The sequence below is a fragment of the Nodularia chucula CCY0103 genome (genome assembly GCF_963923915.1).
Taxonomy (GTDB): Bacteria; Cyanobacteriota; Cyanobacteriia; order Cyanobacteriales; family Nostocaceae; genus Nodularia; species Nodularia chucula.
In genome coordinates, this window is sequence record NZ_CAWUOL010000008.1 from 14880 (window position 1) to 40892 (window position 26013).

The 26013-nt window shown below is 39.2% G+C and carries 28 protein-coding genes and 1 pseudogene; 14 read left to right on the plus strand and 15 right to left on the minus strand.

The genetic code is table 11. The features are described 5' to 3' along the window. Nucleotides 1-9: 9 nt before the first annotated feature. The 4 genes from nifB to ACM0OP_RS04395 all read right to left on the minus strand — a co-directional run bounded on the left by nifB (nt 10) and on the right by ACM0OP_RS04395 (nt 6405). Nucleotides 10-1458, minus strand: a complete 1449-nt coding sequence (nifB, locus tag ACM0OP_RS04380; protein ID WP_414527171.1) for a nitrogenase cofactor biosynthesis protein NifB — start codon at nt 1456-1458, stop codon at nt 10-12. A gap of 1402 nt (nt 1459-2860) precedes the next feature. Then, a complete protein-coding gene (locus tag ACM0OP_RS04385) occupies nt 2861-4291 on the minus strand; it encodes a serine/threonine protein kinase (RefSeq protein WP_414527172.1) in 1431 nt (476 codons plus the stop codon). A gap of 444 nt (nt 4292-4735) precedes the next feature. Further along, nucleotides 4736-5587: an HIT domain-containing protein gene (locus ACM0OP_RS04390; protein ID WP_414527173.1), complete on the minus strand. Its 852-nt coding sequence runs from the start codon at nt 5585-5587 to the stop codon at nt 4736-4738. 443 nt (nt 5588-6030) lie between these two features. Next, a complete protein-coding gene (locus tag ACM0OP_RS04395; protein ID WP_414527174.1) occupies nt 6031-6405 on the minus strand; it encodes a pentapeptide repeat-containing protein in 375 nt (124 codons plus the stop codon). A 903-nt stretch (nt 6406-7308) separates the two neighbouring features. Between ACM0OP_RS04395 and cysE the strand changes: the two genes are divergently transcribed. The 6 genes and pseudogenes from cysE (at nt 7309) to nifT (ending at nt 10612) form a co-directional block, all read left to right on the plus strand. Beyond that, complete coding sequence (gene cysE / locus ACM0OP_RS04400) at nt 7309-8085, plus strand: serine O-acetyltransferase (RefSeq protein WP_414527175.1); 777 nt, start codon at nt 7309-7311, stop codon at nt 8083-8085. Then, nucleotides 8079-8333: an Asr1405/Asl0597 family protein gene (locus ACM0OP_RS04405; protein ID WP_414527176.1), complete on the plus strand. Its 255-nt coding sequence runs from the start codon at nt 8079-8081 to the stop codon at nt 8331-8333. The genes cysE and ACM0OP_RS04405 overlap by 7 nt, the downstream gene beginning before the upstream one ends. 50 nt (nt 8334-8383) lie before the next feature. Beyond that, complete coding sequence (locus ACM0OP_RS04410) at nt 8384-8581, plus strand: DUF2949 domain-containing protein (RefSeq protein WP_414527177.1); 198 nt, start codon at nt 8384-8386, stop codon at nt 8579-8581. 444 nt (nt 8582-9025) lie between these two features. After that, nucleotides 9026-10156, plus strand: a complete 1131-nt coding sequence (gene nifV / locus ACM0OP_RS04415; RefSeq protein WP_414527178.1) for a homocitrate synthase — start codon at nt 9026-9028, stop codon at nt 10154-10156. Beyond that, nucleotides 10146-10491 (plus strand): annotated as a pseudogene (locus tag ACM0OP_RS04420) (nitrogen fixation protein NifZ). The gene nifV and the pseudogene ACM0OP_RS04420 overlap by 11 nt, the downstream one beginning before the upstream one ends. Then, on the plus strand, nt 10409-10612 hold the full coding sequence (gene nifT / locus ACM0OP_RS04425) for a putative nitrogen fixation protein NifT (protein WP_414527179.1): 204 nt from the start codon (nt 10409-10411) through the stop codon (nt 10610-10612). The pseudogene ACM0OP_RS04420 and the gene nifT overlap by 83 nt, the downstream one beginning before the upstream one ends. 147 nt (nt 10613-10759) lie before the next feature. On the opposite strand, the gene ACM0OP_RS04430 is transcribed toward nifT, so the two are convergent. The 8 genes from ACM0OP_RS04430 to ACM0OP_RS04465 all read right to left on the minus strand — a co-directional run bounded on the left by ACM0OP_RS04430 (nt 10760) and on the right by ACM0OP_RS04465 (nt 17527). Next, a complete protein-coding gene (locus ACM0OP_RS04430; RefSeq protein ID WP_414527180.1) occupies nt 10760-11368 on the minus strand; it encodes a VWA domain-containing protein in 609 nt (202 codons plus the stop codon). Between the two features lie 80 nt (nt 11369-11448). Further along, the gene (gene ylqF, locus ACM0OP_RS04435) at nt 11449-12333 is read right to left on the minus strand and encodes a ribosome biogenesis GTPase YlqF (protein ID WP_414527181.1); all 885 of its coding nucleotides are present in this window, start codon (nt 12331-12333) and stop codon (nt 11449-11451) included. Between the two features lie 80 nt (nt 12334-12413). Beyond that, nucleotides 12414-12977 (minus strand): HD domain-containing protein, encoded by a 564-nt coding sequence (locus tag ACM0OP_RS04440; RefSeq protein ID WP_414527182.1) that lies wholly within the window; start codon nt 12975-12977, stop codon nt 12414-12416. Nucleotide 12978: 1 nt separating this feature from the next. Further along, complete coding sequence (locus tag ACM0OP_RS04445; protein ID WP_414527183.1) at nt 12979-13350, minus strand: VOC family protein; 372 nt, start codon at nt 13348-13350, stop codon at nt 12979-12981. A gap of 14 nt (nt 13351-13364) precedes the next feature. Then, nucleotides 13365-14042 (minus strand): sporulation membrane protein YtaF, encoded by a 678-nt coding sequence (gene ytaF, locus ACM0OP_RS04450; protein ID WP_414527184.1) that lies wholly within the window; start codon nt 14040-14042, stop codon nt 13365-13367. Between the two features lie 173 nt (nt 14043-14215). After that, nucleotides 14216-14680: a CYTH domain-containing protein gene (locus ACM0OP_RS04455; protein WP_414527185.1), complete on the minus strand. Its 465-nt coding sequence runs from the start codon at nt 14678-14680 to the stop codon at nt 14216-14218. A 576-nt stretch (nt 14681-15256) separates the two neighbouring features. After that, a complete protein-coding gene (locus tag ACM0OP_RS04460; protein WP_414527186.1) occupies nt 15257-15424 on the minus strand; it encodes a hypothetical protein in 168 nt (55 codons plus the stop codon). A gap of 279 nt (nt 15425-15703) precedes the next feature. After that, the gene (locus ACM0OP_RS04465; RefSeq protein ID WP_414527187.1) at nt 15704-17527 is read right to left on the minus strand and encodes a tetratricopeptide repeat protein; all 1824 of its coding nucleotides are present in this window, start codon (nt 17525-17527) and stop codon (nt 15704-15706) included. Between the two features lie 153 nt (nt 17528-17680). Between ACM0OP_RS04465 and ACM0OP_RS04470 the strand changes: the two genes are divergently transcribed. The 4 genes from ACM0OP_RS04470 to ACM0OP_RS04485 all read left to right on the plus strand — a co-directional run bounded on the left by ACM0OP_RS04470 (nt 17681) and on the right by ACM0OP_RS04485 (nt 20273). Next, nucleotides 17681-17920: a hypothetical protein gene (locus ACM0OP_RS04470; protein WP_414527188.1), complete on the plus strand. Its 240-nt coding sequence runs from the start codon at nt 17681-17683 to the stop codon at nt 17918-17920. A gap of 48 nt (nt 17921-17968) precedes the next feature. Further along, entirely contained in the window at nt 17969-18247 is a 279-nt protein-coding gene (locus ACM0OP_RS04475) for a hypothetical protein (RefSeq protein WP_414527189.1), read from the plus strand. 111 nt (nt 18248-18358) lie between these two features. Continuing rightward, nucleotides 18359-19669 carry an AAA family ATPase gene (locus ACM0OP_RS04480; RefSeq protein WP_414527190.1) on the plus strand — a complete coding sequence of 437 codons (1311 nt, stop codon included), beginning with the start codon at nt 18359-18361 and terminating at the stop codon, nt 19667-19669. Further along, on the plus strand, nt 19662-20273 hold the full coding sequence (locus ACM0OP_RS04485) for an RloB family protein (RefSeq protein ID WP_414527191.1): 612 nt from the start codon (nt 19662-19664) through the stop codon (nt 20271-20273). The genes ACM0OP_RS04480 and ACM0OP_RS04485 overlap by 8 nt, the downstream gene beginning before the upstream one ends. An 11-nt stretch (nt 20274-20284) precedes the next feature. On the opposite strand, the gene ACM0OP_RS04490 is transcribed toward ACM0OP_RS04485, so the two are convergent. After that, nucleotides 20285-20893: a Uma2 family endonuclease gene (locus ACM0OP_RS04490; RefSeq protein WP_414527192.1), complete on the minus strand. Its 609-nt coding sequence runs from the start codon at nt 20891-20893 to the stop codon at nt 20285-20287. A gap of 173 nt (nt 20894-21066) precedes the next feature. After that, nucleotides 21067-22302, minus strand: coding sequence for an LL-diaminopimelate aminotransferase (locus tag ACM0OP_RS04495; RefSeq protein ID WP_414527193.1), 1236 nt, complete (start codon nt 22300-22302; stop codon nt 21067-21069). 347 nt (nt 22303-22649) lie between these two features. Between ACM0OP_RS04495 and ACM0OP_RS04500 the strand changes: the two genes are divergently transcribed. Beyond that, nucleotides 22650-22922: a GlsB/YeaQ/YmgE family stress response membrane protein gene (locus ACM0OP_RS04500; protein ID WP_414527194.1), complete on the plus strand. Its 273-nt coding sequence runs from the start codon at nt 22650-22652 to the stop codon at nt 22920-22922. Between the two features lie 111 nt (nt 22923-23033). Here ACM0OP_RS04500 and dcd read toward each other — a convergent pair whose 3' ends face one another. After that, nucleotides 23034-23615 carry a dCTP deaminase gene (gene dcd, locus ACM0OP_RS04505; RefSeq protein ID WP_414527195.1) on the minus strand — a complete coding sequence of 194 codons (582 nt, stop codon included), beginning with the start codon at nt 23613-23615 and terminating at the stop codon, nt 23034-23036. Nucleotides 23616-23718: 103 nt separating this feature from the next. Between dcd and ACM0OP_RS04510 the strand changes: the two genes are divergently transcribed. From ACM0OP_RS04510 to pgl, 3 genes are all read left to right on the plus strand, one after another. Continuing rightward, complete coding sequence (locus ACM0OP_RS04510; protein ID WP_414527196.1) at nt 23719-24273, plus strand: adenylate kinase family protein; 555 nt, start codon at nt 23719-23721, stop codon at nt 24271-24273. A gap of 82 nt (nt 24274-24355) precedes the next feature. Beyond that, nucleotides 24356-25099 carry a ribonuclease PH gene (gene rph / locus ACM0OP_RS04515; protein WP_414527197.1) on the plus strand — a complete coding sequence of 248 codons (744 nt, stop codon included), beginning with the start codon at nt 24356-24358 and terminating at the stop codon, nt 25097-25099. A gap of 118 nt (nt 25100-25217) precedes the next feature. Beyond that, nucleotides 25218-25940, plus strand: coding sequence for a 6-phosphogluconolactonase (gene pgl, locus ACM0OP_RS04520; RefSeq protein WP_414527198.1), 723 nt, complete (start codon nt 25218-25220; stop codon nt 25938-25940). Nucleotides 25941-26013 lie beyond the last annotated feature (73 nt).

Genomic DNA, 26013 nt, shown 5'->3' on the forward strand with positions numbered 1-26013 from the left:
CCCAAATTCCTATGCCTTATTCCCTAACTCCTGGACATATTGCTCGTAAAATTCCAGAGCAACTTTTTCGATTACGTCGTAAGCTTCTACAGTCTGTATTCCCGCCGCTTGCAATTTCTCTTGAGGACAGTTACCAATCTTGGAAACTAAAATTGCTTTGCAATCAGCGATCGCTCCCATGATATGTTCAAAAGTGGCTTCTTCTCCAAATCCACCTTGACAAAACTGGTCAATCTTGCGATGACTCACAAAGGTAACTTGACTACCATCCACTTCGTAAATTTGAAATTCCTTCGCATGACCGAAGTGTTGGTTAACTAAACCACCACCCTTAGTGGCGACTGCAACTAAAATTTTAGGATTATTGGCAAATTTCTTGCCGGCGCTAGCCTTGTCTTTGGCTATTTTCAGTTCTTCTTTAAACTTCTCAATTCCTTCATGAACAAGGGTGCGTTTTTCCAAGTCATATTCTGGAGTCATTTCCAAGAATTTATCTTTGCTAAACTCTTGGCTCCGATCTTCTCCTAATAATCCTACCGCATCGGCTCGGCATTGGCGACAATGGCGCATCATTTTCATGTTGCCAGCGCAATTATCTTGCACAGCCTTCACTTCTTTAGATGTAGGACCACGTTGACCAGTTAATCCGAAATGTGTGCCGTGTTCCGGTGCTGAAATCAAAGGCATGATGTTGTGCAAGAATGCACCATTTTCCCGAATCATTTTATTGACTTCGATTAAATGCTGATCATTAATTCCCGGAATCATCACCGAGTTAACTTTGCACAGAATATCAGCTTCTCTCAGAGCTTGCAAACCTTCCATCTGCTTTTCTAGCAGAATCTTAGCACCTTCAACACCTCTATAACGTTTCCGTTTGTAGTGAACCCAAGAATAAATCTGTGCGCCGATTTCTGGGTCAATTGTATTCAGAGTGATAGTAACGTGATCGATATTTAGTTGTTTGATGCGGTCAATGTACTCAGGTAGCATTAAACCATTAGTTGAAAGGCAAAGCTTAATATCTGGCGCTTTGTCTGCAATCAACTCAAAAGTGCGGAAAGTCTTTTCAGGATTCGCCAATGGATCACCAGGTCCCGCAATTCCCACTACGGTCATTTGGGGAATTTTGCCTGCAATCACCAAAGCCTTGTGTGCAGCTTCTTCTGGTGTTAGCAATTCGCTAACTACTCCAGGACGACTCTCGTTAGCACAGTCATATTTACGGTTGCAATAATTACATTGAATATTACAAGCCGGTGCCACTGCCAAGTGCATTCTGGCGTAATGGTGATGAGCGTCTTCGCTATAGCAGGGATGTTTGGCGATACGTTCTTGGAGCTTTTGATCCATTTCTACGGTGGTGCTGCTGTCGCATCCGCAACCACCTGATTTTTCTGGGGTTAATGCTGGTTCCTGATGGTCGGAGGTGAGGAGTCCGGAAGACGGTAGTGTCATTAAATTTCGCAAGGGTTCAGTGGACTAAATGCCACAGTGGGAGATGCCGTTGCTACTGTCTTTACCTAAGAACTGAAGTCGCGTCTTATAATCAGTTAGCAGTTAACAATTATTATTTGTTTACTGTTGACTGATACTATAGCTGGCCTGTCTCAATTTTGGGATCTATCTGGGGTATTTGTGTGTGAGTACAGCCGCGACTTCGATTCACTTAAGGCATGGTGCTATCTCATCCCTCCACTCACTTGGCGCTTTTGCTTTTGGCTTGGCGTTGAGTGATTGGCGATATAAGAGTTATAGCAGTCCCTCTCAAAGGGTTAGCGCCTTTATGAAGTATAGAATTTATTGGATTTATTATGCTTGTACTCAAATTTTCCAACCCTAACTGTGTGGGTCTTACAAGCATTTAAAATTTATTTTTCGGGTAGGGGTGCTAGTATTTTTCAGTTGGGGTACGAGTATTTATGAATAGGGGTTCAGGATTTCTTTGTACTCAGCCATAACCCAATCATACCAAGGGTTACAATTTATTTTATGACATTTTTCTGGTACATAAATCTGTACTCAGACCTGCCTTAAATCCTATGTTTCACGACAAACAATAGGGGCTTAAGGGCTGAAAAACTGGAGCAGGTGAATGTTGTACTACTCCAGATACCTGCGAAATTCAATTGTGTATCCAACATATCATTTTTTTGGACAAAAAAATGCAGTTCATCTTTTTTTAAGTTTTCCAGACAATTAACTGTTTACGGAAGAATGGGAGGCTGATTTTTTTCATCTGGCTGAAAAATTAGGTTTATTGCGAAAATATCAACTTTAAACCTGTGATTTCTGGTTCCCACGCCTCGTAGTGAAAAGGTTCCCGGATCTAAAAATTATCCCTCAATCACTCACTTACTTCTGATCATACATCTATTGAGAATTACTGGCTATAAGCAAAAATTATGAGGTGCTAGTTAGGATTAACCCGCAGATAACGCATAGCTTAACAATTCCTCACAGTTAAAATTGCGATGTCGAAGGAATTTGATTATGTATCTAACCTATCATTTTTTTTGGAGAAAGATATGCTTTTTATCTTTATTTTATTTTTGGGGGTAGAAGTTAGCGACTAAAAGACTTTTGAGTATAAGCACTTATCTTGACTTTATCGATTTTCTGTCATCGGTTTTGGAAAACAAATGGTATGAGATATTTGGGCGTTGCTGATTTCAAATATGAATTAGGCTCACGCATTAGCGAAGTACGTTAGGCGCATCAGCGTTCGCGCAGCGTGCTGTAAGCTCTAGCACGAAGTGCGTTAGGCGCAAAGGTAGGAAGAAAAAGCAAGGGGATTTTGGCATTTCATACTTTAGTTCAGCAACGCCGATATTTGTCTACGCTTTTTGGAACTGTGATCTCAATCATTGTTCAGCCAAGTTTGAATTTCATTGAGTAACCAAGCACATTCTTCTTCGTTTAAGCGCCAATTCAAGCGAATGCGATCGCTCTCTGTACGGATTACTACCTGCCAATTTTCCGCAACATCTGTCTCAAAAAATTCATTAGCGCGATTTTCCTGTCGTTGACAGACATAAATAGAGCGAATGTTTTTAATAAACTCCGCTCTTGACTGAAATTGAGCAAACCAAACATTCTGAAATTTAAAGTATTTTTCGGTTTTGTTAAAGTAAAGATAGCCACCATACTCATTTTCAGTTATTAAGCTATTTTTGTCCGCCAAGGGATTTTTCAGAAATGATTTAATTTTATCCAGTATAGAAACATCTAATATTTTAAATTTAAAACACAAAACAGTTAATATAGTTAACCCAATAATTACATCTAAGCCCAACATCCGACTTAAAATCAAAAACGCAGGTATCAATATCAGCCATTTTTGATATTGATTGGGTTTCTTATACCTAAAAATTTCTAGCTCTTCTGAAGAATTTTTAGTTACCCTAAGAAAAGGTCTAATAAGGTATATTGATTTATGATTTTGGTAAGATTTTTTTTGACTAACACTAGATTTAAATCCCTGGGAGAATACTTCAAACGCTTCACTAGCAGTGGTAAATCTTTCTTCTAAAGCTGGTTCAGTTAGTTTCTGAATCCAATTAATAAAACTGTTACTAACACTAGCCTGATCTGCAAATTTAATTCGCAAATTATTTTGAGGTAAATCAGCAGGAGCCACCCCTGTAACTAAATGAATTAAAGTAGCCCCTAAACCATATAAATCAGAAGCTGGTACAGATCGTCCCCAAAATTGCTCCATTGGAGTATAGCCAATAGTACCTACTACAGTAAAGGTTGCTTTAGTTACAGCCATTCTATCTTGCACTGCACCAAAATCTACCAAATATATATTTTTATCTTCTCCTAAAATCAAGTTACTGGGTTTGATATCTCGATGGAGAACTGGAGGATTTAAGTGATGTAGATAAATTAATATCTGTAAAATTTCCCCAGCAATTTGTTTAAGTTCTGGCTCACTAAACTTTTTTCCCTGGGCTAATAAATCCTGTAAAGTATAACCAGGAATATAATCTTGAACTAAACACCACCAACTTAAACCTACATCTTGCTCTTTATCAACTAAGAAATAATCACGGTAGTGGGGTATTCTCTCGTGATTAAGGTTTTGCAGAACTTGAGCTTCTCGCTCAAATAATTTTAAGTCGTCCCATTTAAATTCAGTGCTAAAAACCAGAAGTTTGAGAATAACTAATTCATTACTCTCGCTCTTTAAATCTTCTGCTAGCCAGGTTTGACGACCAGCCATTGTGTGTCCTAAATGTTGTTGCAGTTGATATCTTTCTTGTAATATTTGCCCTGAATTAAACACAATATGACTCCTATTTTATTTAACACATATATAATGATGTACGCTGATTTATCACTGGTTGTTTAATAAGAATCAGACTCCTAAGTAAATCGTCGTAAATAATTACAGCGATTTCCAATTATATAAGGTAAATGATAGCCCCCTCATCGCTTGCGGGGAGGGGGTTGGGGGTGGGGTTCTTCTACCTCATAACACCGGGAAATGCTGTAAATGTTTGTAGTCGGGACTTTAGGGGTGAATTAAGGGCTAAATTATAGTTAGGGTTATTCTCGGAAAGTTGCTTAACCTCACATATATTTAGGTAAGAGGGCTAAGATTACACTTTAGCGTATTGGTACTGACTCGGATAAGACTTGTAATAAATTTCAATCCTGATCCTCTAGGTGGGGATTGGGGAATGGGTTAAGACTCTTTTGGTGTCTCTGTTTTATTCAAGGTATTATACTATTTACTTTTAGGAATAACTTTTCTGATACCACTTTTACCCACACTATCGCCTTGATAACGGGGGATAATATGAATACTGGCGTGCATAATATTTTGTCCACCTTCTCGATTAATATTCATACCTACATTAAAACCATCAGGCGCAAATTCCGTTTGGAGAATTTCTTGGACTTTATTCACCATAAACCAGCAAGCAGATTGCTCTTTAAATGGTAAGTCAAAATAATTACTAACATGACGCTTAGGAATAACTAATGTGTGTCCTTTACTGATGGGGTAGCCATCAAAAATTGCATAAGCTGTTGCTGATTCTGTGAGTAATTTTAGATTTTTATGAGGATTACAAAATATACAGTAATTAGATGAGTTGCGCTGCTGATTATAAGGAATGTATTCATATATTTCTCGCATCTCATCTGAGAGTAGTGACTGAAATGGCAGTTTGGCTAGACATTGATATGTAGGTTTTTTATGGACATAGTGTTCTCTGAATCCTTCTCTCTTAATATCTCTTCTGACTGCATAATAAGCTTTACCTCCTGGTTTTAAGAGATGAGATATTTCCATGAGAATATTTGCTTGTTCTTCTGGAAATACAACATTTAAGACATAAAAGCAAATTATGGTGTCAAATTTACATTGGGGATATTCTGGGAAATAATGAGGATCATAGCCTGCAATATCAATTCCTTTTTGGCTGAGAATTTTAACATCATTACCAAAGCCACAACCGAAGTCTAGTATTTTTCCTTGTAGCAAGTTCTTGTTTAATAAAAATTGTGCTGGAAATGATAAATATGTTCTTTCTATAGCTGTCAGATGGCTGAATGTATTTTTTTGCTCTTTCATTAAATTTCGAGATGCACGCTATCCTGTCTTAGCACAGTTGATATTTAATTGCCTTACGTAAATTCTCGGTGATAACTTAAATGACGTTAAAGAATGTAAATTGGTAAGCAGTAATAAACCAAACTATAGCAGTCCTAAATCATTTCTGAACCTCTTTACTTCTTCACTTGGCGACTTGGCGGTTCCAAAAATTCATAAATCAAATAAGATGGCCATAAATGACTCCCAATCTTCCAAGACCAAAAGCAGAAGATTTTCCCGTTACTGGTGAATTTCTTCCAGGTCGAGTTATGACAATTAATTCTCTTGCAGATTGGAGAAATTGGCAAACTTGGAGAGTAGGTTATAAGTACATTCAAGGACTAACCAACTTCATATTTTTCCCAAATGTACCATCTCCTGTAAATGCTCCTTTACTAGCGAACTTGTCTTCTACAGAGGAATTATTCAATAGTCATAGGTCCTTCAATAAAGAGTCCATCTGGATTGATAGTGTTACGAACAAAAGCGCTTTCCAAAGTCCCAAGTCTAGCTCCTCTAGTATTGGCATTTTCCAAGTTGACCCCCAACATTTCGGAACCACTCAGATTGGCTCCACTCAGATTGGCTCCACTAAAATTAGCCCAACTAGCTGCACTGATTTCACTCAGATTAGCTCCACTCAAATTAGCCCAACTCAGATCAACTCTACTCAAGTTAGCTCCACTCAAATTGATGTCTTTCAGATCAACCCCGCTCAATTTAGCACCACTAAAATCAACCCGACTAAAATCTCTTTCCCCAGCAGCGTAACGCTTGAGCAATTCCTCAGCATCCATAATTCAACCCTCAAATCAAACAACACATACAAATATAACCCACTCAACCTCTTTGACCCCACCTTCAACATCAACCTCCAAATCATCGACCTCCACACACAACAACCAGAAGTGTTGAATGTTAAGAAATAGGTGATAAAAAGAGCATCAGAATATGGTAGATTTTGGGCGAAGGATTAAAATACTTTAGTTTGAAAGTGATTATAAATTCATTTCCCAAGATTCTCAAAGGCATCCTGAGAGAAATGCCAAAAAACTCAATCTGTCTCATTGGTTTGAGGAGATGATGTTTTGTTGACTAATTTAGGCTTTGAAGATTTAGTGTAACTAATAATGTAAAGTTGTGTATCAGTATTCAACATTTCTAGAACAAATCTTTAATTATTTTATGGTGTTATTGAAAGAAATGGATGTAAGATATGTGTTTATAGAACTCTTTATCTATATTAATAAAGGTATATATACACACAGACAATAAAACCTAAAATAAAATAAAGAAACTTGTCTTTTACCTCACTAAATAATAGAATAAGATCGTAGCTGGATATACAGATATATCATTATTTATCCTATCTACCTGATCTTTGTTCGCAAGTGAGTACAACTGAATATATTGCTAAATACCTTGCCTAATTCGCTGCAAACTCTTACAGGCAATGTTCTTTGTGGTGAGTACAAAAATTCTGAAGCCTCTACCCTAAAAATACCAGAACCCCTATTATTAAATACTAGCACCCCTGACCCGAAGGGAAATTTAAAGTTTATCTTAAATAAGGGTTTGAGGGGTTGAGTACAAGTGTAATAAATACAATAAATCCAATCTGCGTTTAATGTACTGTCCAGTTGGGAGTCATCTGATATAAGCAAAAAAAAGGACATGGCTCTTTTAACCAGACACTACCGATGCAACAGTCATTAAATATTATCAAAAATCGTCAGGCTGCAATCAAACCAATTTCTACAAATACATCGCTGCGGAAAAATCTGTTCTCTGGTGGTTTTTTAGAACCTTTATTGAGTGACTTTCAAATCATCTTTGAACGTGATCCAGCAGCACGTAATTGGCTAGAGGTGGTGTTTTGCTACCCAGGGTTACACGCTCTCTGTTTGCATCGTCTCGCCCATTGGTTACACTGTCGGGGAGTGGTTTTTATCCCTCGTCTAATTTCTCACTGGGGACGGTTTTTGACAGGAATTGAAATTCACCCAGGCGCAGAGATTGGTAAAGGTGTGTTTATTGACCACGGTATGGGTGTGGTGATTGGTGAAACTGCTATTGTCGGCAACTATACACTAATTTATCAGGGTGTTACTCTGGGCGGTACTGGTAAAGAAAGTGGTAAGCGTCATCCCACTCTGGGAAAGAATGTGGTGGTGGGTGCGGGTGCGAAGGTTTTGGGAAATATTCAAATTAGTAATCGCGTCCGCATTGGCGCAGGTTCTATTGTTTTGCGTGATGTTCCCCCAGATGCAACTGTGGTGGGGATTCCTGGTAGAATTATTTCCCCTAAACAAAAAACTCAACTCCATCCCCTCGAACATGGAAAGCTTCCCGATGACCAAGTAAGTGTGATTAGTTCTTTACTCTCCCGCATCGAGAAACTAGAACAACAACTGCAAACTGTAAACCTTGAACCCCAGGATCAAGAACTGTTGACCCAAAATGATGGATCATGCTGACCTCTGATAGTTCTGATTTCTTTGGCGAACAAATATTGCAGATTCCGTTGTGCGATCGCTGGCGTATTTCCCAACGTTTGCAAGAATTAAAGATTTCCTGCTGTTGTCACAGCGATGGTTCCTTGCGAGTCAAAGTCAACAACTTAGTAGAAGCCATCCTTATCCGCAGTACCATGATGCAATTTCTGGCCTCGCGCCACGAATTAATAGATTGGCTAGAACGTTGCTGGAACTCACAAAACTTCTAAACTCCCTCTCTGCGTAAAAAAAACATCATCAATAAGTAGCAATTACAATTATGACCACCTGTAAAAGTGAGAGAAAATTTATCAATTTTTTACATCAGGAACTAGAACTCACAAATGCTGACATTGCTGTAGCGCTACGACATCGTAAATTTGATAACGGTCCCTTACCCATGCTGCTTTGGCAATATGGATTAGTTAACTTACAGCAACTAGAACAGATTTTAGATTGGCTAGATGAGCATGATTAACAGATTTTCTGCTGAACTTTTCTGGCGTTAGCTTGCCGACATTCCCCCCAGTAAAATTAGGGTAGTTATACGAAGAAAGCATGAGAGTATATAGCTTTATTGCCAGATTTGCTATTTTGCTGTATTCAGGATTTACTAATAGTTACGTCAATTAATCGCTATTATAAAATACCTGATTTAGCAATAGTAAAAATAATTCTAAAATTATACCTGTATTTGGTTCTCTTGCATACAGATATGATGTTTGTATTTAGCTAAGATTTAATAATCATGAAGATGAAATATTAAATCTAAGAGTTTATAGCATTTACCATTCATCATCTGGCTACGCTACGGCAGCTATCAGGATTTGCATTAGGCATTTACCATTACCAGAAATTGCAGGTAAATCAGCTCCCAAAACTGAAAACATATTAAGAATGATTCCTAAAAGTGATGTTTGAGATGAATGAAATCTTAATTAATGACACTACATTACGTGATGGTGAACAAGCGGCGGGTGTTGCTTTTACCTTTGAGGAGAAAATTGCGATCGCCCAATTTCTGGATGCAATTGGCGTGCCAGAATTAGAAGTCGGAATCCCCGCAATGGGCGAAGCCGAAACCCATGCCATCTTAGCAATTGGAGACTTAGGTCTGCAAGCGAATTTGCTAGGTTGGAACCGGGCGGTACTTTCTGATATCAAAGCTTCCATCACCTGCGGTTTAAAGCGAGTACATATCGCCATTCCCGTTTCTGGAATCCAAATCGCCGCTAAATTTCATGGCCAATGGCGGGTAAGTTTGCAAAGACTCAAAGACTGTATCAACTTTGCCTTAGATCAAGGTCTTTGGGTAGCAGTAGGGGGTGAAGATTCTTCCAGAGCAGACCCCAACTTCCTCTTAGATGTAGCACTTAACGCTCAAGAATGGGGCGCATCCAGGTTTCGTTTCTGCGATACCGTTGGCGTTCTCGAACCCTTCACCACCTACGCCAAAGTTAAACAGCTAGTTTCCGCTTTGTCCATTCCCCTAGAAATTCACACTCACAACGATTTTGGTTTAGCAACTGCTAACGCCTTAGCTGGTATTAAAGCCGGAGCGACATCTGTAAATACCACCGTGAATGGGGTAGGGGAAAGAGCGGGAAATGCAGCTTTAGAAGAAGTTGTAATGTCCATCAAGCGCATCTATGGCATCAATTTGGGTATTGATACTCGCCGTTTGTTGGAATTATCACAACTAGTAGCTTCAGCATCTAATTGTCATGTTCCACCTTGGAAAGCAATTGTTGGGGAAAATACCTTTGCTCATGAGTCGGGAATCCATGCTCATGGCGTACTGCAAAACCCCCTTACCTATGAACCATTTGCACCGGAAGAAGTGGGCTGGGAACGGCGGTTAGTGGTGGGTAAGCATTCTGGAAGACATTTAGTAACCAGTTTGTTACAGCAAAATAATATTTTTCTCAACCCCGAGGAAACCCAATCTGTTTTGGATGCAGTCCGCCAGCAATCCGTTAAGCAGAAACGCAATTTGACTGTAGAAGAACTTTTGAACTTGGTCAAAGAACAGAGGTACTCCCATGCAACCTGATGAATTAGAGCTACATTTACCGCCAGTTTTTGAAATTGGGCAAAAAGTCAGACTCCGCAAACTGATTAAAAATGATGGGACGTTTCCCGGTAAAGAAATCGGCCAGGTTTTAGCCAACAAAGGAGATATCGGCTACATAGCAAGTATAGGCACTTATTTACAAAGTTCCTATATCTATGCAGTGCATTTTTTAGAGACAGGGTTTGTTGTTGGTTGTCAGAAAAGAGAAATAGAAGTGGTAGAGGAAAATTAATGAAAGTAATGTTGCGGATGAACGATGCGGGAACTTTAATTGCTTACGTTGCCAAAAAAGACCTGGAAGAAGAAGTTGTTAAACAAGCTGATAGTAATGATGGGATTGTTTTGACTTTAGCAAATGGTTGGGAATTAGAATTTAAACAATTACCTGATACTGCAAGTTTACCCCTAACTGTGGAAGCTAAAAGATTAGCTTAAAAATAAATGTTTTCATGACATCTTCCACCTAGTCCTGGCGATTAAAACATTACGCGGCTACACAAACTTAGTCCGCCTGCGCGGACTAAACATAAAATTGTAGTAGTGACTTCTAATCGCCTGGTAGTGTGGAAGCTGAATTACGAATTAATCAACGATCGCTTTTTCTAAAGCTGCGGCAAAACCGATGTCTTCAATTTCATCAGAAGTAGTAACATCTGCAATATCAAACTTTGCACCAGCGTTAGTTAACTCGTCATCTATTGTGCGTAGAAACTGAGTAGCGCTGGCATCATTACCAATTTGAAAGAATAGGACTGCTAATTCTTCATCACGGTCTATTTTGCGACTGGCGAGGATAATCTGCTCATACACAGATTTGCGGTCATCTGGCTCACCATCTGTCACCACAATAATTGTCTCGCCCTGGGGTGTTAAACCTTGTCCTCGGCGATTGAAAAAGTCATCAAAAGCAGCTTTGAGTACGCCGCCTAAGTTGGTGCTTCCCGCAGGGTTGTTTTCTTGGAATATCTGCTTAACTTTATTCGCAGTTACGCCTGTATACATTTTGTGTCTACCGGAAAACACGTAAATATTGATACCATCTGGGTCTAGCTGCTCACACTTGTGAGCTAAGGCTAAGGTGTTCTCTTGCATAACTTCCCATCTGGTTTTACCGGGAAGTTCGCTAGGGCTTTCCATGCTACCGGATTTATCTATGATGAGAGTGTATTGTCTACCCATGATTTCTGGCATTTTCTGATTTTATATGATGATTTTTGTCTGTTCTCAAAATAAACATTTTAACTAACTTTGCAAAATTACTCGTCTACCGTCTAGATGTGCGGTGGTAATTCGAGGGGTATATTACCCAATAAACCTTTACGAAAATCTGTTAACAGATGTCTGGCTGTGCGTTCTACGTCGCCTTTGTAACGATGTTCTGCTAAGGCGTGTAAATAACTAGCTCCGGTGTACATTACGGGGTCAAGTTCGTAGCGGGTATATAGGGGTGAAGGTGGTAATAAATGTGCTGCTGTCTCTTGCAGTTCGTTGACTAAATCGATGAAGGCGGACGCTACTAGCTGGTTATCATAAGATGCTTGACCAATATCATCACAAATGGCTAGTTTAACTGCGGCTTCTTGATTTCCCATTCTTAAGGGGATAACTCCCGGAGCATCTAGTAGTTCTAAGTGTTCGGAAATTCTTACCCAACGCAGAGAGCGGGTGACTCCGGGACGGGCGGCGCTTTCTACTACTCGCTTTCCTAAGAGACGGTTAATTAAGGCAGATTTACCCACGTTGGGAAAACCAATGACTACGGCGCGCACTGGACGGGGTAACATTCCTCGATCGCGTCTTCTTTGATTGAGTTGTACTCCTGCTGCTTGGGCGGCTTTGGCGATCGCTGTCACACCTTGACCTTGTTTAGCATTGGTAGAATAAGCTACTTCACCCTGATGCTTAAACCAATCTATCCACAGCGATCGCACTTGGGGCGAAATCATATCCAATCGGTTTAATACCAATACCCGCGCCTTATCTCCCACCCATTCATCTATTTGGGGGTGGTGTGTCGCTAAAGGAATCCGTGCATCTCTGACTTCCAGTACCACATCTACCCGCGTTAGCTGTTCTTTCAGCTGCTTTTCCGCTTTGGCAATGTGACCTGGATACCATTGAATCAGATTTAATTTATAGTTTTGAGTTAAAGACATAGGTAATTACCAATAACTACCAATTATAACATTTTTGCGTAAAGATACGATTCATCTTACTTCTTTATTGACATGAGACTTTAATTAATAAACTCCTGATAATCTTCAATTTTACTAGCCAAGCGTGATGCTAAAAACGGACTGGCATCCTTTAAAGCTGCGTAAATTTGCATACCTTCTTCTCGATAGCCAATAATTTTATCTTGATTCCAATAGTATGGAGGTGCTTGGAGATTTGTGATTCTATCTGCTAGTTTCACCATCCATATTTCTGGGGAATGCTGCTTGATTCTGCGTAAACTATCCGCCATTTGCAGATTTTTGGCTAGAGAATTATCTTTGGTCAATGCCAGCACCCCATTAGCTACTGATTCACCAAATTCACTCTTTATTTGGTCATAAGTGGTATCTGTATCTTCAATGGCATCATGTAAAATAGCACATTGAATTGCTAAATCACCATCATGGTGTTTTTCTATACTTAAGGCAGCCATTACCTCCATAGCCACAAAACTCAAGTGCATGATATAAGGTATTGTTGACCCTGGGATTGTTTGACCTTGATGTTTATTGGCCGCAAACTTATAGGCTTGAATATAATTATTTTGCGACCAGTTTTGCTCAGTGAGTTGAGATGTTTTCATTTCAGCATTTTTCATGTAAAATCAAACGATTGCCATCGGGGTCATAAGCATAAATTTCTCTACCGTGGCTAGTTGTGGAAATTTCTCCGGGCGGTGGATAACCTAAGTTGGCTAAGTGTGCGATCGCATCTGCCAAATTACTCACTTCTAAACATAAACTGATCTGACTTTGGGCTGAATTAGCAAATTCTGTTCTGTGACTTTTTTGAGGTTGAAAAATCCCCAATCGCACACCAGGAAGCTGAAATTCTGCATAAACATTAGGTGTCACAGATTTGGGTTGATGATTCAGGAGTTGGCTATAGAAGCTAACTAAATTAGCAAAATTAACAGATGCTATAGTCACCCGTGCTTCAGTGTATTGAAAAACCATAATTAAAAATTGTACTAAACAAACTTAGAGAGTCCCAGAATAATTAGCAAAATTCCCGGTAAATAGGAAAAGCGATTGAGTAACCGATTGTGAGATAAAACTATCCCAACCTGTAAACCCAAATATATCAAAAATCCACTCATAGTAGATATAATTATTGTAGTTAACCATATAGAATGTCCCATCAAGGCAGCCGCAATACCAGCAAAAAAGGAATCTAGGGATACGGAAAAACCCAAAGCGACGGCTTCTAAATCGGTAATGGAACCTGAAGCGTCGAAATCTGCGGCCAGAGGAGATTTCCAAATATCTCGGATTACCCGCAAGGGTTTCCAGTCCAGCCAACGCCAGCGAGATGCTGGAGATTTGGGAGTTTTTGGGGGTTCTGAAAATTCAGAGTGTGACTGTTTAGACTCTCGGCGACGAGAACGAAAATTAGTAAAAATTGCCATCAATCCTATTCCCAATAATATCAATCCTCCCAGCATTTCTGCCAACTCTAACGGTAATAAATGGCTAACTGCATTCCCTAAAATCATAGCTAACAGCAGCGTCATGGCTGTACACAGAGTAATTAATCCTAGAGATTTGCAACCAATGGTAATGCGACGCATTCCGTAGGTGACACCCACTCCAAAACTATCTAAACTCACCGCTATGGAGAGGGTTAACAGAGATGCTAAATCCAACATTATTTTCCCTAAAACTGTAAATTATCCATGATGTTTTTAAGCTAACATGACTCTACATATAGTAATGCGGTGGATTTTTTTGTATTAGTTATTTACTGGGTGTGGAAGTAGGTGAAAAATCATCAGATATTCTGATATCAAGGACAAAATCTGCTTGAAATTGACGTTAAGAGTTACCATTCCAAAAAGGGATGTGTCACTAAATAGCTATTAAAATATCGAGGATCATGGGAGACTTCTGCACCAATCCAAGGAGGTAATTCAATTTCTTGATCAGGATCACTGAGTTCAACTTCTGCTAAAATTAAGCCTTTATTTAAACCTGCAAATTCGTCTATTTCCCAAATTAAATCGCCCCATTGTATTTTGTATCTCACTTTTTCAATAAAAGGGCGTTGACACAATTTATGCAGCATTTCCTGAGCATCTTCTACAGGAATGGGATATTCAAATTCTAATCGGGAATATTCAACGCTAGGGCCTTTAATGGTTAAGTAACCTTGTGTCCCGATGATCCGCACGCGGACAGTAACTTGGTCTTTTGTAGCAATATATCCTTGACAATATGCAGTACCTGGTGCTAAATTTCGCCAGCTATCTGATTTGAGTAAATATTTACGCTCTATTTCTTGAGGCATTTTACTAAAATATTCTTTGATTTCGGGAAGTTTTAAGAATATTGTATGATGATATGTTTGTTTTAGGACAAATGTTGTGGTATCCCTATTTAATTTCTGTTGGGGTAGGCTGGGTGTTGCGCTTACAACTGAAAAGCAGTTTCCCACCCCCTACTCCCCACTTATAGAATTTCCTAGTCTAATAAAATACAGAATTATCTGCGTTTATCTGTGTCCATTTGCGTTTAATTATTACTGCTTATACCTCACTTGAATGGGAGTTATTTTAAACACATAAGTTAAAAAATTAGAGTAAATTACTATCTATAAATGAGGATGAAAAATAAGATTTTAGCCATTTGCTATTTTTTCATAAAGTATAATACAAAACAACAGGTCATAAACTAATAAATGACCTGACATTAATGAAAGTTTGGTGCGATCGCCTATCAAGATTCTGGCTCATGGGATGGTTTCCAGAACCGAGGATTAGCGATGGGAAAAGCCCCGCCTTTGGCGACCGCAATGCTTATTTTCTCTCATGAATATTTCAGAAATTAGACAAATGAGAGAATATTTGACTTAATTAAGCCGGATTTAGGAATCGCTACCAATACGTCCTGATCCACGGTCGAAGCTATGTCCACTATCATACATATAGGTAAAAAAAGGTAAGGTTTCAGCAGCATTAGTCCTCTGAGAAATAGCCAGAGATGACATATCAGCCTTCAAACCTACAAACAGTCCAGAGGTGAAGCGGTTCATAATGTTAGTTTGGTAAGTTGATGGTAATTTCTACAAGCACAGGAAGTTTACGAAGAGAAGATTCCACTAAGCTTTGAATATATTCTAGCAAAATTATCCGTAATGGAACAGGATTCAAGCCCACATTAACAAAGCATAACAGAAAAAATCAGGGAAGAGGAAGCAATTAAATTGATATTTATTGAGTCCTTTTTACCATCCCCGATATCTACCTATAGGATCTTATGTGTTAACCTATTTTAAATTCTGTGAGCAAAAAACAAAATGGATAAATGTTGATCAACACTCAAGTTTTGCGATCGCCTGCATAATTTCTTGATAGTACTGTATATTTCCCTCTCGATAATAGATATCAGCACACTTTTGAAAATCCGCGATCGCTCCTTGATAATTATTAAGGCGAGTGTTAATATCAGCTCGTAATATATACGCTGAAGCCCAATAAGGTTGAATTTGTAAAGCTTGATTCAAATCAACTAACCCGGCGGTTAAGTCTCCCAGCATGATCAAACTACGTCCCCGGTTATACCAATCTTCTGCTACACTAGCATCTATAGCTAGGGCTTGATTATAGTCTTCTATTGCACCTTGATAATCTTGTAAAGCATAACGAGCATTGGCGCGATCGCTATAAAATGTTGCAGATTTGGGATTCCTTTGTAATGCTTGACTGTAATTCGCCACTGCGCCATGATAATCTTTCAAGGCATAGCACAATGAAGCCCGATTGTAATAAGCTTCAATCAAATCAGGATTGATTTCTAATGCTTGATTATAATCTGCCATTGCCTGATTTTCATTACCTAAAAAACGATGTGCATTACCCCGATTGCAATAGGCTGGAGAAAAGTTAGGAAACAGTTCTATTACTTGTGTATTATCTGCCACTGCGGCGGTGAAATCTTGTAAAATTTCGTAAGCAATTCCTCGACCATAATAGGCTTCGGCTAAATGAGGATTAATCTGCAAGGCCGTGGTATAGTCTTGAGCAGCTCCTTGATAGTCTCCCAGGGTACGGCGAGTAGTACCGCGATCGCAATAGCCATCAGCAAGATCAGGAGACAGTTGTAATAAGCAGTCATGATCATCCATCGCCCCTTGATAGTCTCCTAACAGGCGACGCACATTGGCTCGAAAGCCGTAGACTACAGCTAAGGTGGGGTTTTTTTGTAATGCTTGACTATAATCCTCAAAGGCTTGGTGATAATCTCCTAAAGTTGCGCGCACTAAACCCCTTTGGGTGTATGCTTGGACATCATCAGGGTTAAGAGTTAAGGCTTGGTTAAAGTCAGCAATTGCTTGGGGGAAATTTTGCAGACGACTATAAACAAGACCACGATTATAGTAAGCTTCGGCAAAGTAAGGATCTATCTTTACAGCTTGATTGTAGTCTGCGATCGCACCTTGATTATCTTGAAGAGCGGAACGAGCATTACCTCGATTATGATAAGCTGCGGATAGATGTGGATCTAATTCTAAAGCGCGATTATATTCGGCGATCGCTTGCTGATGTTCGCCTAAAATATAGTAAATATTACCCCGACTGCTGTATGCTGGGGCAAAGTAAGGATGCCATTGTAGAGCTTGATGAAAATCGGCGATCGCACCTTGATGATCACCACGATTGCAACGCGCCACACCCCGGTTATGTAAAGCCTTAGCCAAATCGCAGTTGATTTGAGTCGCTAACTCCGGACTATTTTCTATGGCTTGTTGGTAATTAGCGATAGCTGGATCATACTTTTCTAAAGCCAGATAGGTATTACCGCGACTGTGGTAAAATTCCGCAATATCAGGCTGAATCTCAATAGCTTGATTTAGATCGGCGATCGCTGTTTCATAATCGCCTAAACAGTAACGCGCTTTAGCCCGATGGGAATATGCTTCAGCAAAGTCAGGATTAATTTCAATGGCTTGATCAAAGTTGGCGATCGCCCCATAATAATCTTTGAGTTCAGCACTAAGAATCATACCCCGATTGTAGTAAGCTGCTGCATAATCTGGATGTAGCTGAATCAACTCAGTATAATTTGCTATGGCTTCTGGATAGTCCCCTTGCAAATGTTTGTTTAATCCCTCTTGGAACAATTCATCAGCATTCATCAAATTTGTGTAGGTTATGATACTCCCCTAAATCATTGTAAGCTGGACGTACTCTGACATCAATTTATTGGCGTTGATTTGCCCTGACTCGTCCTTGGCTCATCACACAACTAATCATCTATGCTGTAAGCATACCCTTAGTCGGAAAGACTCATGACCAGCAAAGAAGTATTAAGAAATGTTGCGTCAGAAATCCAACTCTTCAATGATATTGATCAGAAGGAAACATTTTTGTTTGTTCTGGGTGCGTTATTTTCACGAGTCATTAGCTTGAGAAAAGCCGCAGAAATTATGGAAATTGAGCTTGATACATTTGTTGAGTTATTAGATTTAATGGGTTTGGAGTTTTCATATCTCACGTCTAGGGATGTCACAATTGAGAGGAATTCGTAAAATCTGTGCAGATTGTTTTTAACTCCTCTCCATTAATGGCTAGGATTTTTGGAGATATTTCTAGCTTATCCTGATGAATTTTACTTACCATGTTTTGTTGCTCAGGAAATTAGCGCTAAATCTGATGAAGCTTTTCAGAAAGTCATAGAGTTGATTAATTCCGGTAATATTGTAGTCAAAGAAATTCAATTAAGTTTCTTAGCTGATAGTTTAAATATGCGCCTGGGAAAAGGAGAGTCAGAAGCTATTGCTTTAGGAATCGAGTTAAAAACTGACTATATCATTTTAATATCATTAAGCTTCACTAGCGGACATTCATTTGAATAGTGCTTATGTACTAAGAAATTTACTGGTTGAAAATATATCCATAACCGCTATGCTTAAACTAGATATTTGTGAATATATCACGAATATGCCCTTTAGGAATAGAACTTAACTATGCTCATAGAGTTTAGTATTGGTAATTACAGATCATTTAAAGATAAAGTCACTTTTAGCATGGTTGCAGCTAATATTGTAGCCAAAGACAAAGAAGTTGATGATAACAACACCTTTGCAGTAGATGATGAACTAACATTACTCAAAAGTGCGGCAATTTATGGTGCTAATGCTAGTGGTAAGAGTAACCTAGCCAAAGCCATCGACTTTATGAAGTGGTTTATGATTAACTCCTCTAAAGAAACTCAAAGCACAGAAAAAATAGGAATTGAACCATTTAGACTTAGTACAGAAACTCAAAACCAACCATCTTGCTTTGAAATTGTGTTTTTATTAGATGGTCAAAAGTATAGGTATGGCTTTGAAGCTACTCAAGAAAGGGTTGTTTCAGAGTGGCTATTTTATGTTCCTAACAAAAGAGAAACTCGTCTTTTTGAACGTAATTTTGAAGAATCTACTGATATATATCATATATCTAAAACTTTTAAAGGTGGAGGAATTGATTCAAAAACCAGGCATAACGCCCTTTTTCTCTCAGTAGCTGCTCAATTTAATGTTGAAATAGCCGAAAACATCCTAAATTGGCTCACAAGAAAATTACAAATAATTTCAGGTTTAGATAACACGGATTATTTAGATTATACAGTTAAATATTTAGCAGCAGATAATGAAAATAGAAAAGAATTGATTCAATTAATAAAAAAACTAGATTTAGGTATCAGCGAAATTACAGTAGATGAAATAGAAGTTAAACTAGATTCGTTGCCTTTACCTGAGAATACATCAGAAGAATTTAAAAAAATGATTGTGAAAAGCGGAGTTTTAAAACAAAGATTAATTAACACTGTACGTCAAAAATTTGATAGGCAAGGTAATCAGATATCTTTGGAATCATTTTATTTAGATTATCAAGAGTCGGAAGGAACTCAAAAAATAGTTTCTATCGCTGGTCTTTTAGTAGATACTCTTAAAAATGGCAATATTTTAATATTTGATGAATTTGACGCGAGACTTCATCCTCTAATCAGCAAAGCAATTGTGGAAATATTTAACTCTCAAGAAACAAATTATAATAATGCCCAATTGATATTTATGACTCACGATACTAACCTGCTAAGTAACAAACTATTTCGGAGAGATCAGATTTGGTTTACAGAAAAAAATAAATATGGTGCTACAGATTTATATTCCCTTGTCGAATATCCAATTAGGAATGATGCTTCATTTGAAAATGACTACATTAAAGGCAAATATGGCGCTATTCCCTTTATTGGTAACTTAAGCCAAATTCTGGGTCATCCTGATGCCTAAAAACACAAGAAAAACACAAAATCGTGGTTATTCTGAGAGAAAAGTTGCTACTAGAGAGTTAAGACAAACATTTTTAATTATTTGTGAAGGTGAAAAAACTGAACCAAATTACTTTAAATCTTTTCGTGTTCCCCGAAATGTGGTTTCTGTTGATGTGAGAGGATTCGGATATAATCCCAGTAAGCTAGTAGAAACAGCAAAAGAGTTGAATGCTCCAGACGAGTATAACCAAGTTTGGTGCGTATTTGACCGAGATGATTGTCAGAAACAAGATTTTAACAATGCAATCGCAAATGCCCATCAAGCAGGATTTAAAGTTGCTTACTCTAATGAAGCCTTTGAATTATGGTATTTATTGCATTTTGAATTTCTCAACACTGCACTTCCTCGCCAAGATTACATTCCTAAGTTAAATAAATTTCTGAAAAATAAATATAAAAAAAATAGCGATTCAATTTATGAAGAGTTAGAAGATCGACAAGCTACTGCTATCAAAAACGCTAAAAATCTCCTCAAGCAATATGATCCGCATAATCCCGAAAGTGATAATCCTTGTACAACAGTACATAAGTTAGTTGAGGAATTAAATAAATATATTCGCTAATCTACAAAAATTTAATCCAAACTTGCTTTAACTCTTTCCCGAAATGCTAGTATAGCCTCTAAAGGATCTGGTGCGATCGCATATTCCGCTAATATTTCTAAATCCAGATTTGGCAATAACTCACTTTTAACAAATTGTTGATAATTTTCACCCTGCAAAATATAAACTTCAAATTGATTATTTCTAAAAAACCAAACTTCCTGGACACCTAAAATTTTATAAACTTCTAATTTATCAACCCCTCCACTAGTTACTATTATTTCAATGGCTAAATCTGGAAATTCTTTTTCTGTCCCAATGCAGTATGATTCATCTGGTTCTGTACCGCCTCTTCTGGCTGGTTTGCGGAAAGTGGTAGAACCTAAAGGAAAATAACGAATCCGTTTTTCTTGAAAATAAGCCTCAAGCAAAGAACCAATGTTTTTTTTATTCCGTTCGTGACGGCGACTTGGTGACACCAGTTCTATCACTCCATCTAAATATGTAATTCTATATTGCTGACTATCACCTAAATCATTGAGTAAAGCTTCATAACTTTCCCAACTGACACCAGTAATTGTTTGTCGTTCTTCTGGATCTTCTGCTTGTAACAGTTCCGATAATTCTTGAAGTAAAACCATATAAGTTGTTAATACTGAATTACTGCTAAATTCATTTTATTTTTATATGAGGAACGTTCGCGTAGCGTGCGCGAAGCGCATACCGCAAAGGGCGCAAAGTACACAAAGAAAAAAAGAAGGAAGGAAAGATGACAAAGAAATGTTTTATGGTGGGCAATGCCCACCACACATTTTTACACTTTAAACTTTTCGGTAATCCGTTTCATGGCTTCTTCGACATTTTCCCGACTATTAAATGCTGAAATGCGGAAGTAGCCTTCACCCGCAGCGCCAAAACCGGAACCAGGTGTACCAACTACATTCACAGTTTGCAGCAGTTTATCGAAAAATTCCCAACTAGATAAGTTATGAGGAGTTTTCACCCAGACATAGGGGGCATTTACCCCACCATACACAGCTAATCCGGCGGCTGATAGTTGTTCACGAATAATTTTGGCATTTTCGAGGTAAAAACTGATCAAGGTTTGAATTTGCGCTTTTCCTGCTTCGGAGTATACAGCTTCTGCACCCCGTTGGATAATGTAAGAAACGCCATTAAATTTAGTCGATTGGCGGCGGTTCCACAATTTCCATAGTTCCACATCGGAACCATCAGCCGCTTTTGCTGTGAGGTTTTTGGGGACAACAGTTAATGCACAACGGGTTCCGGTAAAGCCTGCATTTTTAGAGAAGGAACGAAATTCAATAGCACATTCTCTTGCGCCTGGAATTTCATAGATGGAATGAGGAATGGCGGGATCTGTAATATAAGCTTCGTAGGCAGCATCAAAGAAAATAATCGAGTTATTCGCTTTGGCGTAATCTACCCAGGCTTGGAGATATTCCTTGGTAGCGGTTGCACCAGTGGGGTTATTGGGAAAACACAGATAAATTAAATCGACTTTCTGGGAGGGAATCTCAGCTTTAAAATTATTATCCGCCGAAATTGGCAGATATACTAAACCGCCAAACTCGCCTTTATCGTTGGCATCTCCGGTATTCCCAGCCATGACGTTAGTGTCTACATAAACGGGGTATACAGGGTCTGTAACTGCTATGGTGTTATTTTTGCCGAAAATATCGAGAATGTTGCCTGTATCGCATTTAGAACCGTCGGAAATAAAGATTTCGGAGGCATCTATATCAGCGCCTCTGGCTTGAAAATCGTGGACGGCGATTTTTTCCCGTAACCAAGCATAACCTTGTTCGGGACCATAGCCTTTAAATGTATTGCGATCGCCCATTTCCTCTACAGCTTTAATCATAGCCGTGCGGCAAGCTTCTGGCAGAGGTTCGGTAACATCCCCAATCCCTAAGCGGATAATTTTAGCATCAGGATTCGCCTCTGCAAAAGCATTCACCCGTCGCCCAATTTCGGGGAATAAGTAACCAGCTTTGAGCTTCAGGTAATTGTCGTTAATCGTTGCCATAGTCAAGTTAAAAAAATTCAGCTTAGATAAAACAGCTTATCTGTTTTTCCGTAAATCTGTGCCACCATCTCTCTACTCTTAGCTGTTTGTTGGATTCCAGGAAATGATGATATGGCAACCGCCAAGGACGTTAGGACATAAACTGATCATAAAAGTTAGACACCAAAAGGCTTTTACCCTACTCCCTACTCCCTACTCCCCAGCTATATCTATTACCTACGCCCTATTCCCATCAGTCATTTTCCCTATTTTTCCTTGTAAATAATTAGTTCTGATGATAGATTTAATCCTTTGTTTAAACTGTTACTCTATGTCTGTGAGTAAAAATAGTTACTAGATTAAAAACCATGAATATTCTTGCTTGGATTGTTTTAGGTCTAATTGCTGGAGCTATTGCTAAAGCTATTTACCCCGGCCATCAAGGCGGCGGGATTTTAGGAACGATTTTACTAGGAATTATTGGTGCTTTTGTCGGTGGTAGTCTGGGAGTATTTTTTAGTACGGGGGCGTTTGCTTTAACTGCTCCTACTCTCAGTATTGGTGGGATTGTTTTGGCAGTAATTGGCGCAATTGTAGCCATTTTCTTGTGGAATTTGCTTACTTCTCGCAGTGCTGCGTAAAAGGCAAAAGACAAAGATTTGGAATTGTCTAAAACTGAATGCGATCGCTCCCCAGTATGATGGAAAGATTGCGATGAGAGCGATCGCCAGTAGTGAATAGATGATCAGGGTTTAAACTTTGGCAATAGTTACAGACTGGGGTTGGTCTTGATACTTGCCAAACCGCTCTGCGTAAGTCGTTTGACATGGTTCCCCTTCTAAAAACAGAAGTTGCAACACACCCTCATTAGCGTAGATGCGACAATCTGCGCTAGAAGCATTACTAAACTCCAAAGTCAAGAAGCCTTCCCATGAAGCCTCTGCCGGAGTAATGTTAGCAATAATACCGCAACGCGCCATTGTTGATTTACCAATACAAACAACTGTGATGTTAGGAGGAATCCGCAATCTCTCCAGGGATACACCTAACGCATAGGAATTGGCGGGAATAATGAAAAAAGAGCCATCCTCATCAGTTTGCAGTGCAATAGGCTCTAAGTTATCAGGATTAAATCGCTTAGGATTAACAATAGTGCCGGGAATATGTCTAAAAATCCGAAAATCTGTAGGCGCTAATCTCAAATCATAGCCATAGCTAGATAAACCATAGCTAATAACCCGCCTATCTTCAACTTGGCGCACTAGGGAGGTTTCAAATGGAGAAATCATCCCTAATTTGGCTTGTTCGATGATCCATTTATCATTTTTCAGCACGTGTTACCTCTGTTGAAATAAATCTACAAAACTTTAATTATAATTTTTTCCACAGCTATGATAATCATCGTAGTTAATTTTGCCTTGAGAGGAGTGAGTTATTGTGAGATTAATGTGTTTAGGAGGTTCAGGCGCAGGTAAAACTACCCAAGCACAAAGGCTGTGCGAACATTTTGACATCCCTAAAATTTCTACAGGTGAGATGTTACGGGAAGCAATTACTAATGCTACGGATCTTGGTCGCCATGCAGAGCCTTATGTAATCAAAGGGGAGTTAGTCCCGGATGAAATTATGATTTCCATAATTCGTTGGCAACTCCAACAGCCTAAAGTTAATTCAGGTTGGGTGTTAGAAGGTTATCCCCGCACGGCTTTTCAAGCGGAAGAATTGGATTTTTTATTGGATGATTTGGGACAGAAGTTAGATTGGGCTATCTATTTACAAGTATCAGAAGCTGTGATGGTGAGTCGATCTTTGGGGCGTTCTCTTCCCGATGACCAACCGGAAATTGTCCAGCGTCGTGTAGAGTTATTTTACGATCGCACCGTTCCCATTCTAGAATATTACGACCGTCGCCGTCGTTTGTTAACTATCAACGGTGATCAATCCCCAGACATGGTACAACAAAATATCTTAAATTTACTTTCCGTACCCTAGAGCAGTTGATCACAAATTTTTGCTGTAATATCTGTAACGTGAAAGCAGTATAATTAAGGATAAAATTTTTGAGGTAACTTTCATGCTTTGGCAGCGTCCCGATGGTCGGCAACCTAACGAACTCCGTCCTATCAGCTTTCATCCTGGTTTTACTCGCGTTGCTCCCGGTTCTGTGCTGACAAAATTTGGCGACACTCAAGTTCTCTGTACTGTGAGTGTGAGTGAGGGAGTACCAAAGTTTTTAGCTGGAAGTGGCAAAGGTTGGTTAACTTCTGAGTATAGGATGTTGCCTTCAGCTACACAACCACGTCAACCACGGGAATTGTTAAAGTTATCTGGCAGAACTCAAGAAATTCAACGTTTAATTGGGCGTAGTTTACGAGCTGCTATTGATTTTCAGGCTTTGGGAGAACGCACCTTAACTGTAGATGCTGATGTGTTACAAGCTGATGCTGGTACTAGAACGGCTGCAATTACAGGGGGGTTTGTGGCTTTGGCTCATGCAGTTAATCAATTATTGCATCAGGGTGTGTTGGAGCGATCGCCACTGACTGGACAAATCGCCGCTATATCTGTGGGTTTATTGCAAGGGGAACCATATTTAGATTTAAATTACATTGAAGATGTGGCGGCTACTGTGGATTTCAATGTGGTGATGAATCACGATTTAGGTATAATTGAAACCCAAGGCACAGCAGAAGAAGGCAGTTATAGCCGGACTCAGTTAAATCAGCTGCTAGATTTTGCCGAAACAGGGATTCAGCAATTGTTAATGGCGCAAAAAGAGGCGATTTCTGAATGGGATCAATTGGTGGTGGGTAAATGAGTCAGCAGCATACACTCTGCACCGAAGCTGTCATGTTAAAAGTTTCAAAAGTTAAAACGGGGAATAGTCATAAGTTGGTTATGGTATTGCTGGAAGTAGGCAATATTATGATGAAACCATGAACAAACAGGTGGAAGTTCTCCCGGATATTTCAGCCCTAGTGGACCGAGCGTTAGATTTAATTCTTGCCAAATTGTCTACAGCCATTAAGGAACGCGGGCAATTTACCATAGCCTTAGCTGGTGGTAGTACACCTAAACCATTGTACGAGGCGATCGCCAAACAAAAACTGCCTTGGGATAAAATTCATGTTTTTTGGGGAGATGAACGTTATGTACCACCAAATCATCCCGATAGCAATGAACTCATGGCGCGGCAGGCGTGGTTAAATGGTGTTAATATCCCATCCTCTAACATTCATGCTGTACCCACCTTAGATGGTGATCCCGCAGTATCCGCCGCCAAATATGAACAACATCTGCGAGACTTTTTTAAATCTTCTCCCCAAGGGTTTCCCTCTTTAGATGTAGTATTACTGGGAATGGGTGATGATGCACATACCGCCTCTTTGTTTCCTCACACCCCAGCTTTAAAAGTAGTTGATCGGCTGATTACAGTGGGTAACAAAGACGCAAACCCCCGCATAACCTTCACTTACCCATTTATTAACGCTGCTGACAGTGTAATTTTTCTCGTAGCTGGGGCTAATAAAATACCCGCCTTAGCCCAAGTTTTCGCCCCTGTCGCCGATGATTTCACTTATCCCTCCCGATTGATTCAACCCCAAGGCGAACTTTGGTGGTTACTAGATAGCGCCGCAGGTTCAAAACTACCAACTTAACTGAGCTTTTGGCAGTAATTGTTAAAATCGGAAGCTAGAGTTGTTCAGTCAGGGAAATTCTCATCTGTAGGAG

Bases quoted from the DNA above. Each gene is read 5' to 3' on its own strand.
- ACM0OP_RS04490 (WP_414527192.1), bottom strand. From the start codon at position 20,893: ATGGTTTTACTTCAAGAATTATCGGAACTGTTACAAGCAGAAGATCCA.
- cysE (WP_414527175.1), top strand. From the start codon at position 7,309: ATGCAACAGTCATTAAATATTATCAAAAATCGTCAGGCTGCAATCAAA.
- pgl (WP_414527198.1), top strand. From the start codon at position 25,218: ATGAACAAACAGGTGGAAGTTCTCCCGGATATTTCAGCCCTAGTGGAC.
- ylqF (WP_414527181.1), bottom strand. From the start codon at position 12,333: ATGTCTTTAACTCAAAACTATAAATTAAATCTGATTCAATGGTATCCA.
- nifB (WP_414527171.1), bottom strand. From the start codon at position 1,458: ATGACACTACCGTCTTCCGGACTCCTCACCTCCGACCATCAGGAACCA.
- ACM0OP_RS04455 (WP_414527185.1), bottom strand. From the start codon at position 14,680: ATGCCTCAAGAAATAGAGCGTAAATATTTACTCAAATCAGATAGCTGG.
- nifV (WP_414527178.1), top strand. From the start codon at position 9,026: ATGAATGAAATCTTAATTAATGACACTACATTACGTGATGGTGAACAA.
- ACM0OP_RS04500 (WP_414527194.1), top strand. From the start codon at position 22,650: ATGAATATTCTTGCTTGGATTGTTTTAGGTCTAATTGCTGGAGCTATT.
- ytaF (WP_414527184.1), bottom strand. From the start codon at position 14,042: ATGTTGGATTTAGCATCTCTGTTAACCCTCTCCATAGCGGTGAGTTTA.
- ACM0OP_RS04445 (WP_414527183.1), bottom strand. From the start codon at position 13,350: ATGGTTTTTCAATACACTGAAGCACGGGTGACTATAGCATCTGTTAAT.
- ACM0OP_RS04440 (WP_414527182.1), bottom strand. From the start codon at position 12,977: ATGAAAACATCTCAACTCACTGAGCAAAACTGGTCGCAAAATAATTAT.
- ACM0OP_RS04485 (WP_414527191.1), top strand. From the start codon at position 19,662: ATGCCTAAAAACACAAGAAAAACACAAAATCGTGGTTATTCTGAGAGA.
- ACM0OP_RS04470 (WP_414527188.1), top strand. From the start codon at position 17,681: ATGACCAGCAAAGAAGTATTAAGAAATGTTGCGTCAGAAATCCAACTC.
- ACM0OP_RS04405 (WP_414527176.1), top strand. From the start codon at position 8,079: ATGCTGACCTCTGATAGTTCTGATTTCTTTGGCGAACAAATATTGCAG.
- ACM0OP_RS04480 (WP_414527190.1), top strand. From the start codon at position 18,359: ATGCTCATAGAGTTTAGTATTGGTAATTACAGATCATTTAAAGATAAA.
- ACM0OP_RS04495 (WP_414527193.1), bottom strand. From the start codon at position 22,302: ATGGCAACGATTAACGACAATTACCTGAAGCTCAAAGCTGGTTACTTA.
- ACM0OP_RS04395 (WP_414527174.1), bottom strand. From the start codon at position 6,405: ATGGATGCTGAGGAATTGCTCAAGCGTTACGCTGCTGGGGAAAGAGAT.
- ACM0OP_RS04460 (WP_414527186.1), bottom strand. From the start codon at position 15,424: ATGAACCGCTTCACCTCTGGACTGTTTGTAGGTTTGAAGGCTGATATG.
- ACM0OP_RS04410 (WP_414527177.1), top strand. From the start codon at position 8,384: ATGACCACCTGTAAAAGTGAGAGAAAATTTATCAATTTTTTACATCAG.
- rph (WP_414527197.1), top strand. From the start codon at position 24,356: ATGCTTTGGCAGCGTCCCGATGGTCGGCAACCTAACGAACTCCGTCCT.
- ACM0OP_RS04390 (WP_414527173.1), bottom strand. From the start codon at position 5,587: ATGAAAGAGCAAAAAAATACATTCAGCCATCTGACAGCTATAGAAAGA.
- nifT (WP_414527179.1), top strand. From the start codon at position 10,409: ATGAAAGTAATGTTGCGGATGAACGATGCGGGAACTTTAATTGCTTAC.
- ACM0OP_RS04465 (WP_414527187.1), bottom strand. From the start codon at position 17,527: ATGAATGCTGATGAATTGTTCCAAGAGGGATTAAACAAACATTTGCAA.
- ACM0OP_RS04430 (WP_414527180.1), bottom strand. From the start codon at position 11,368: ATGCCAGAAATCATGGGTAGACAATACACTCTCATCATAGATAAATCC.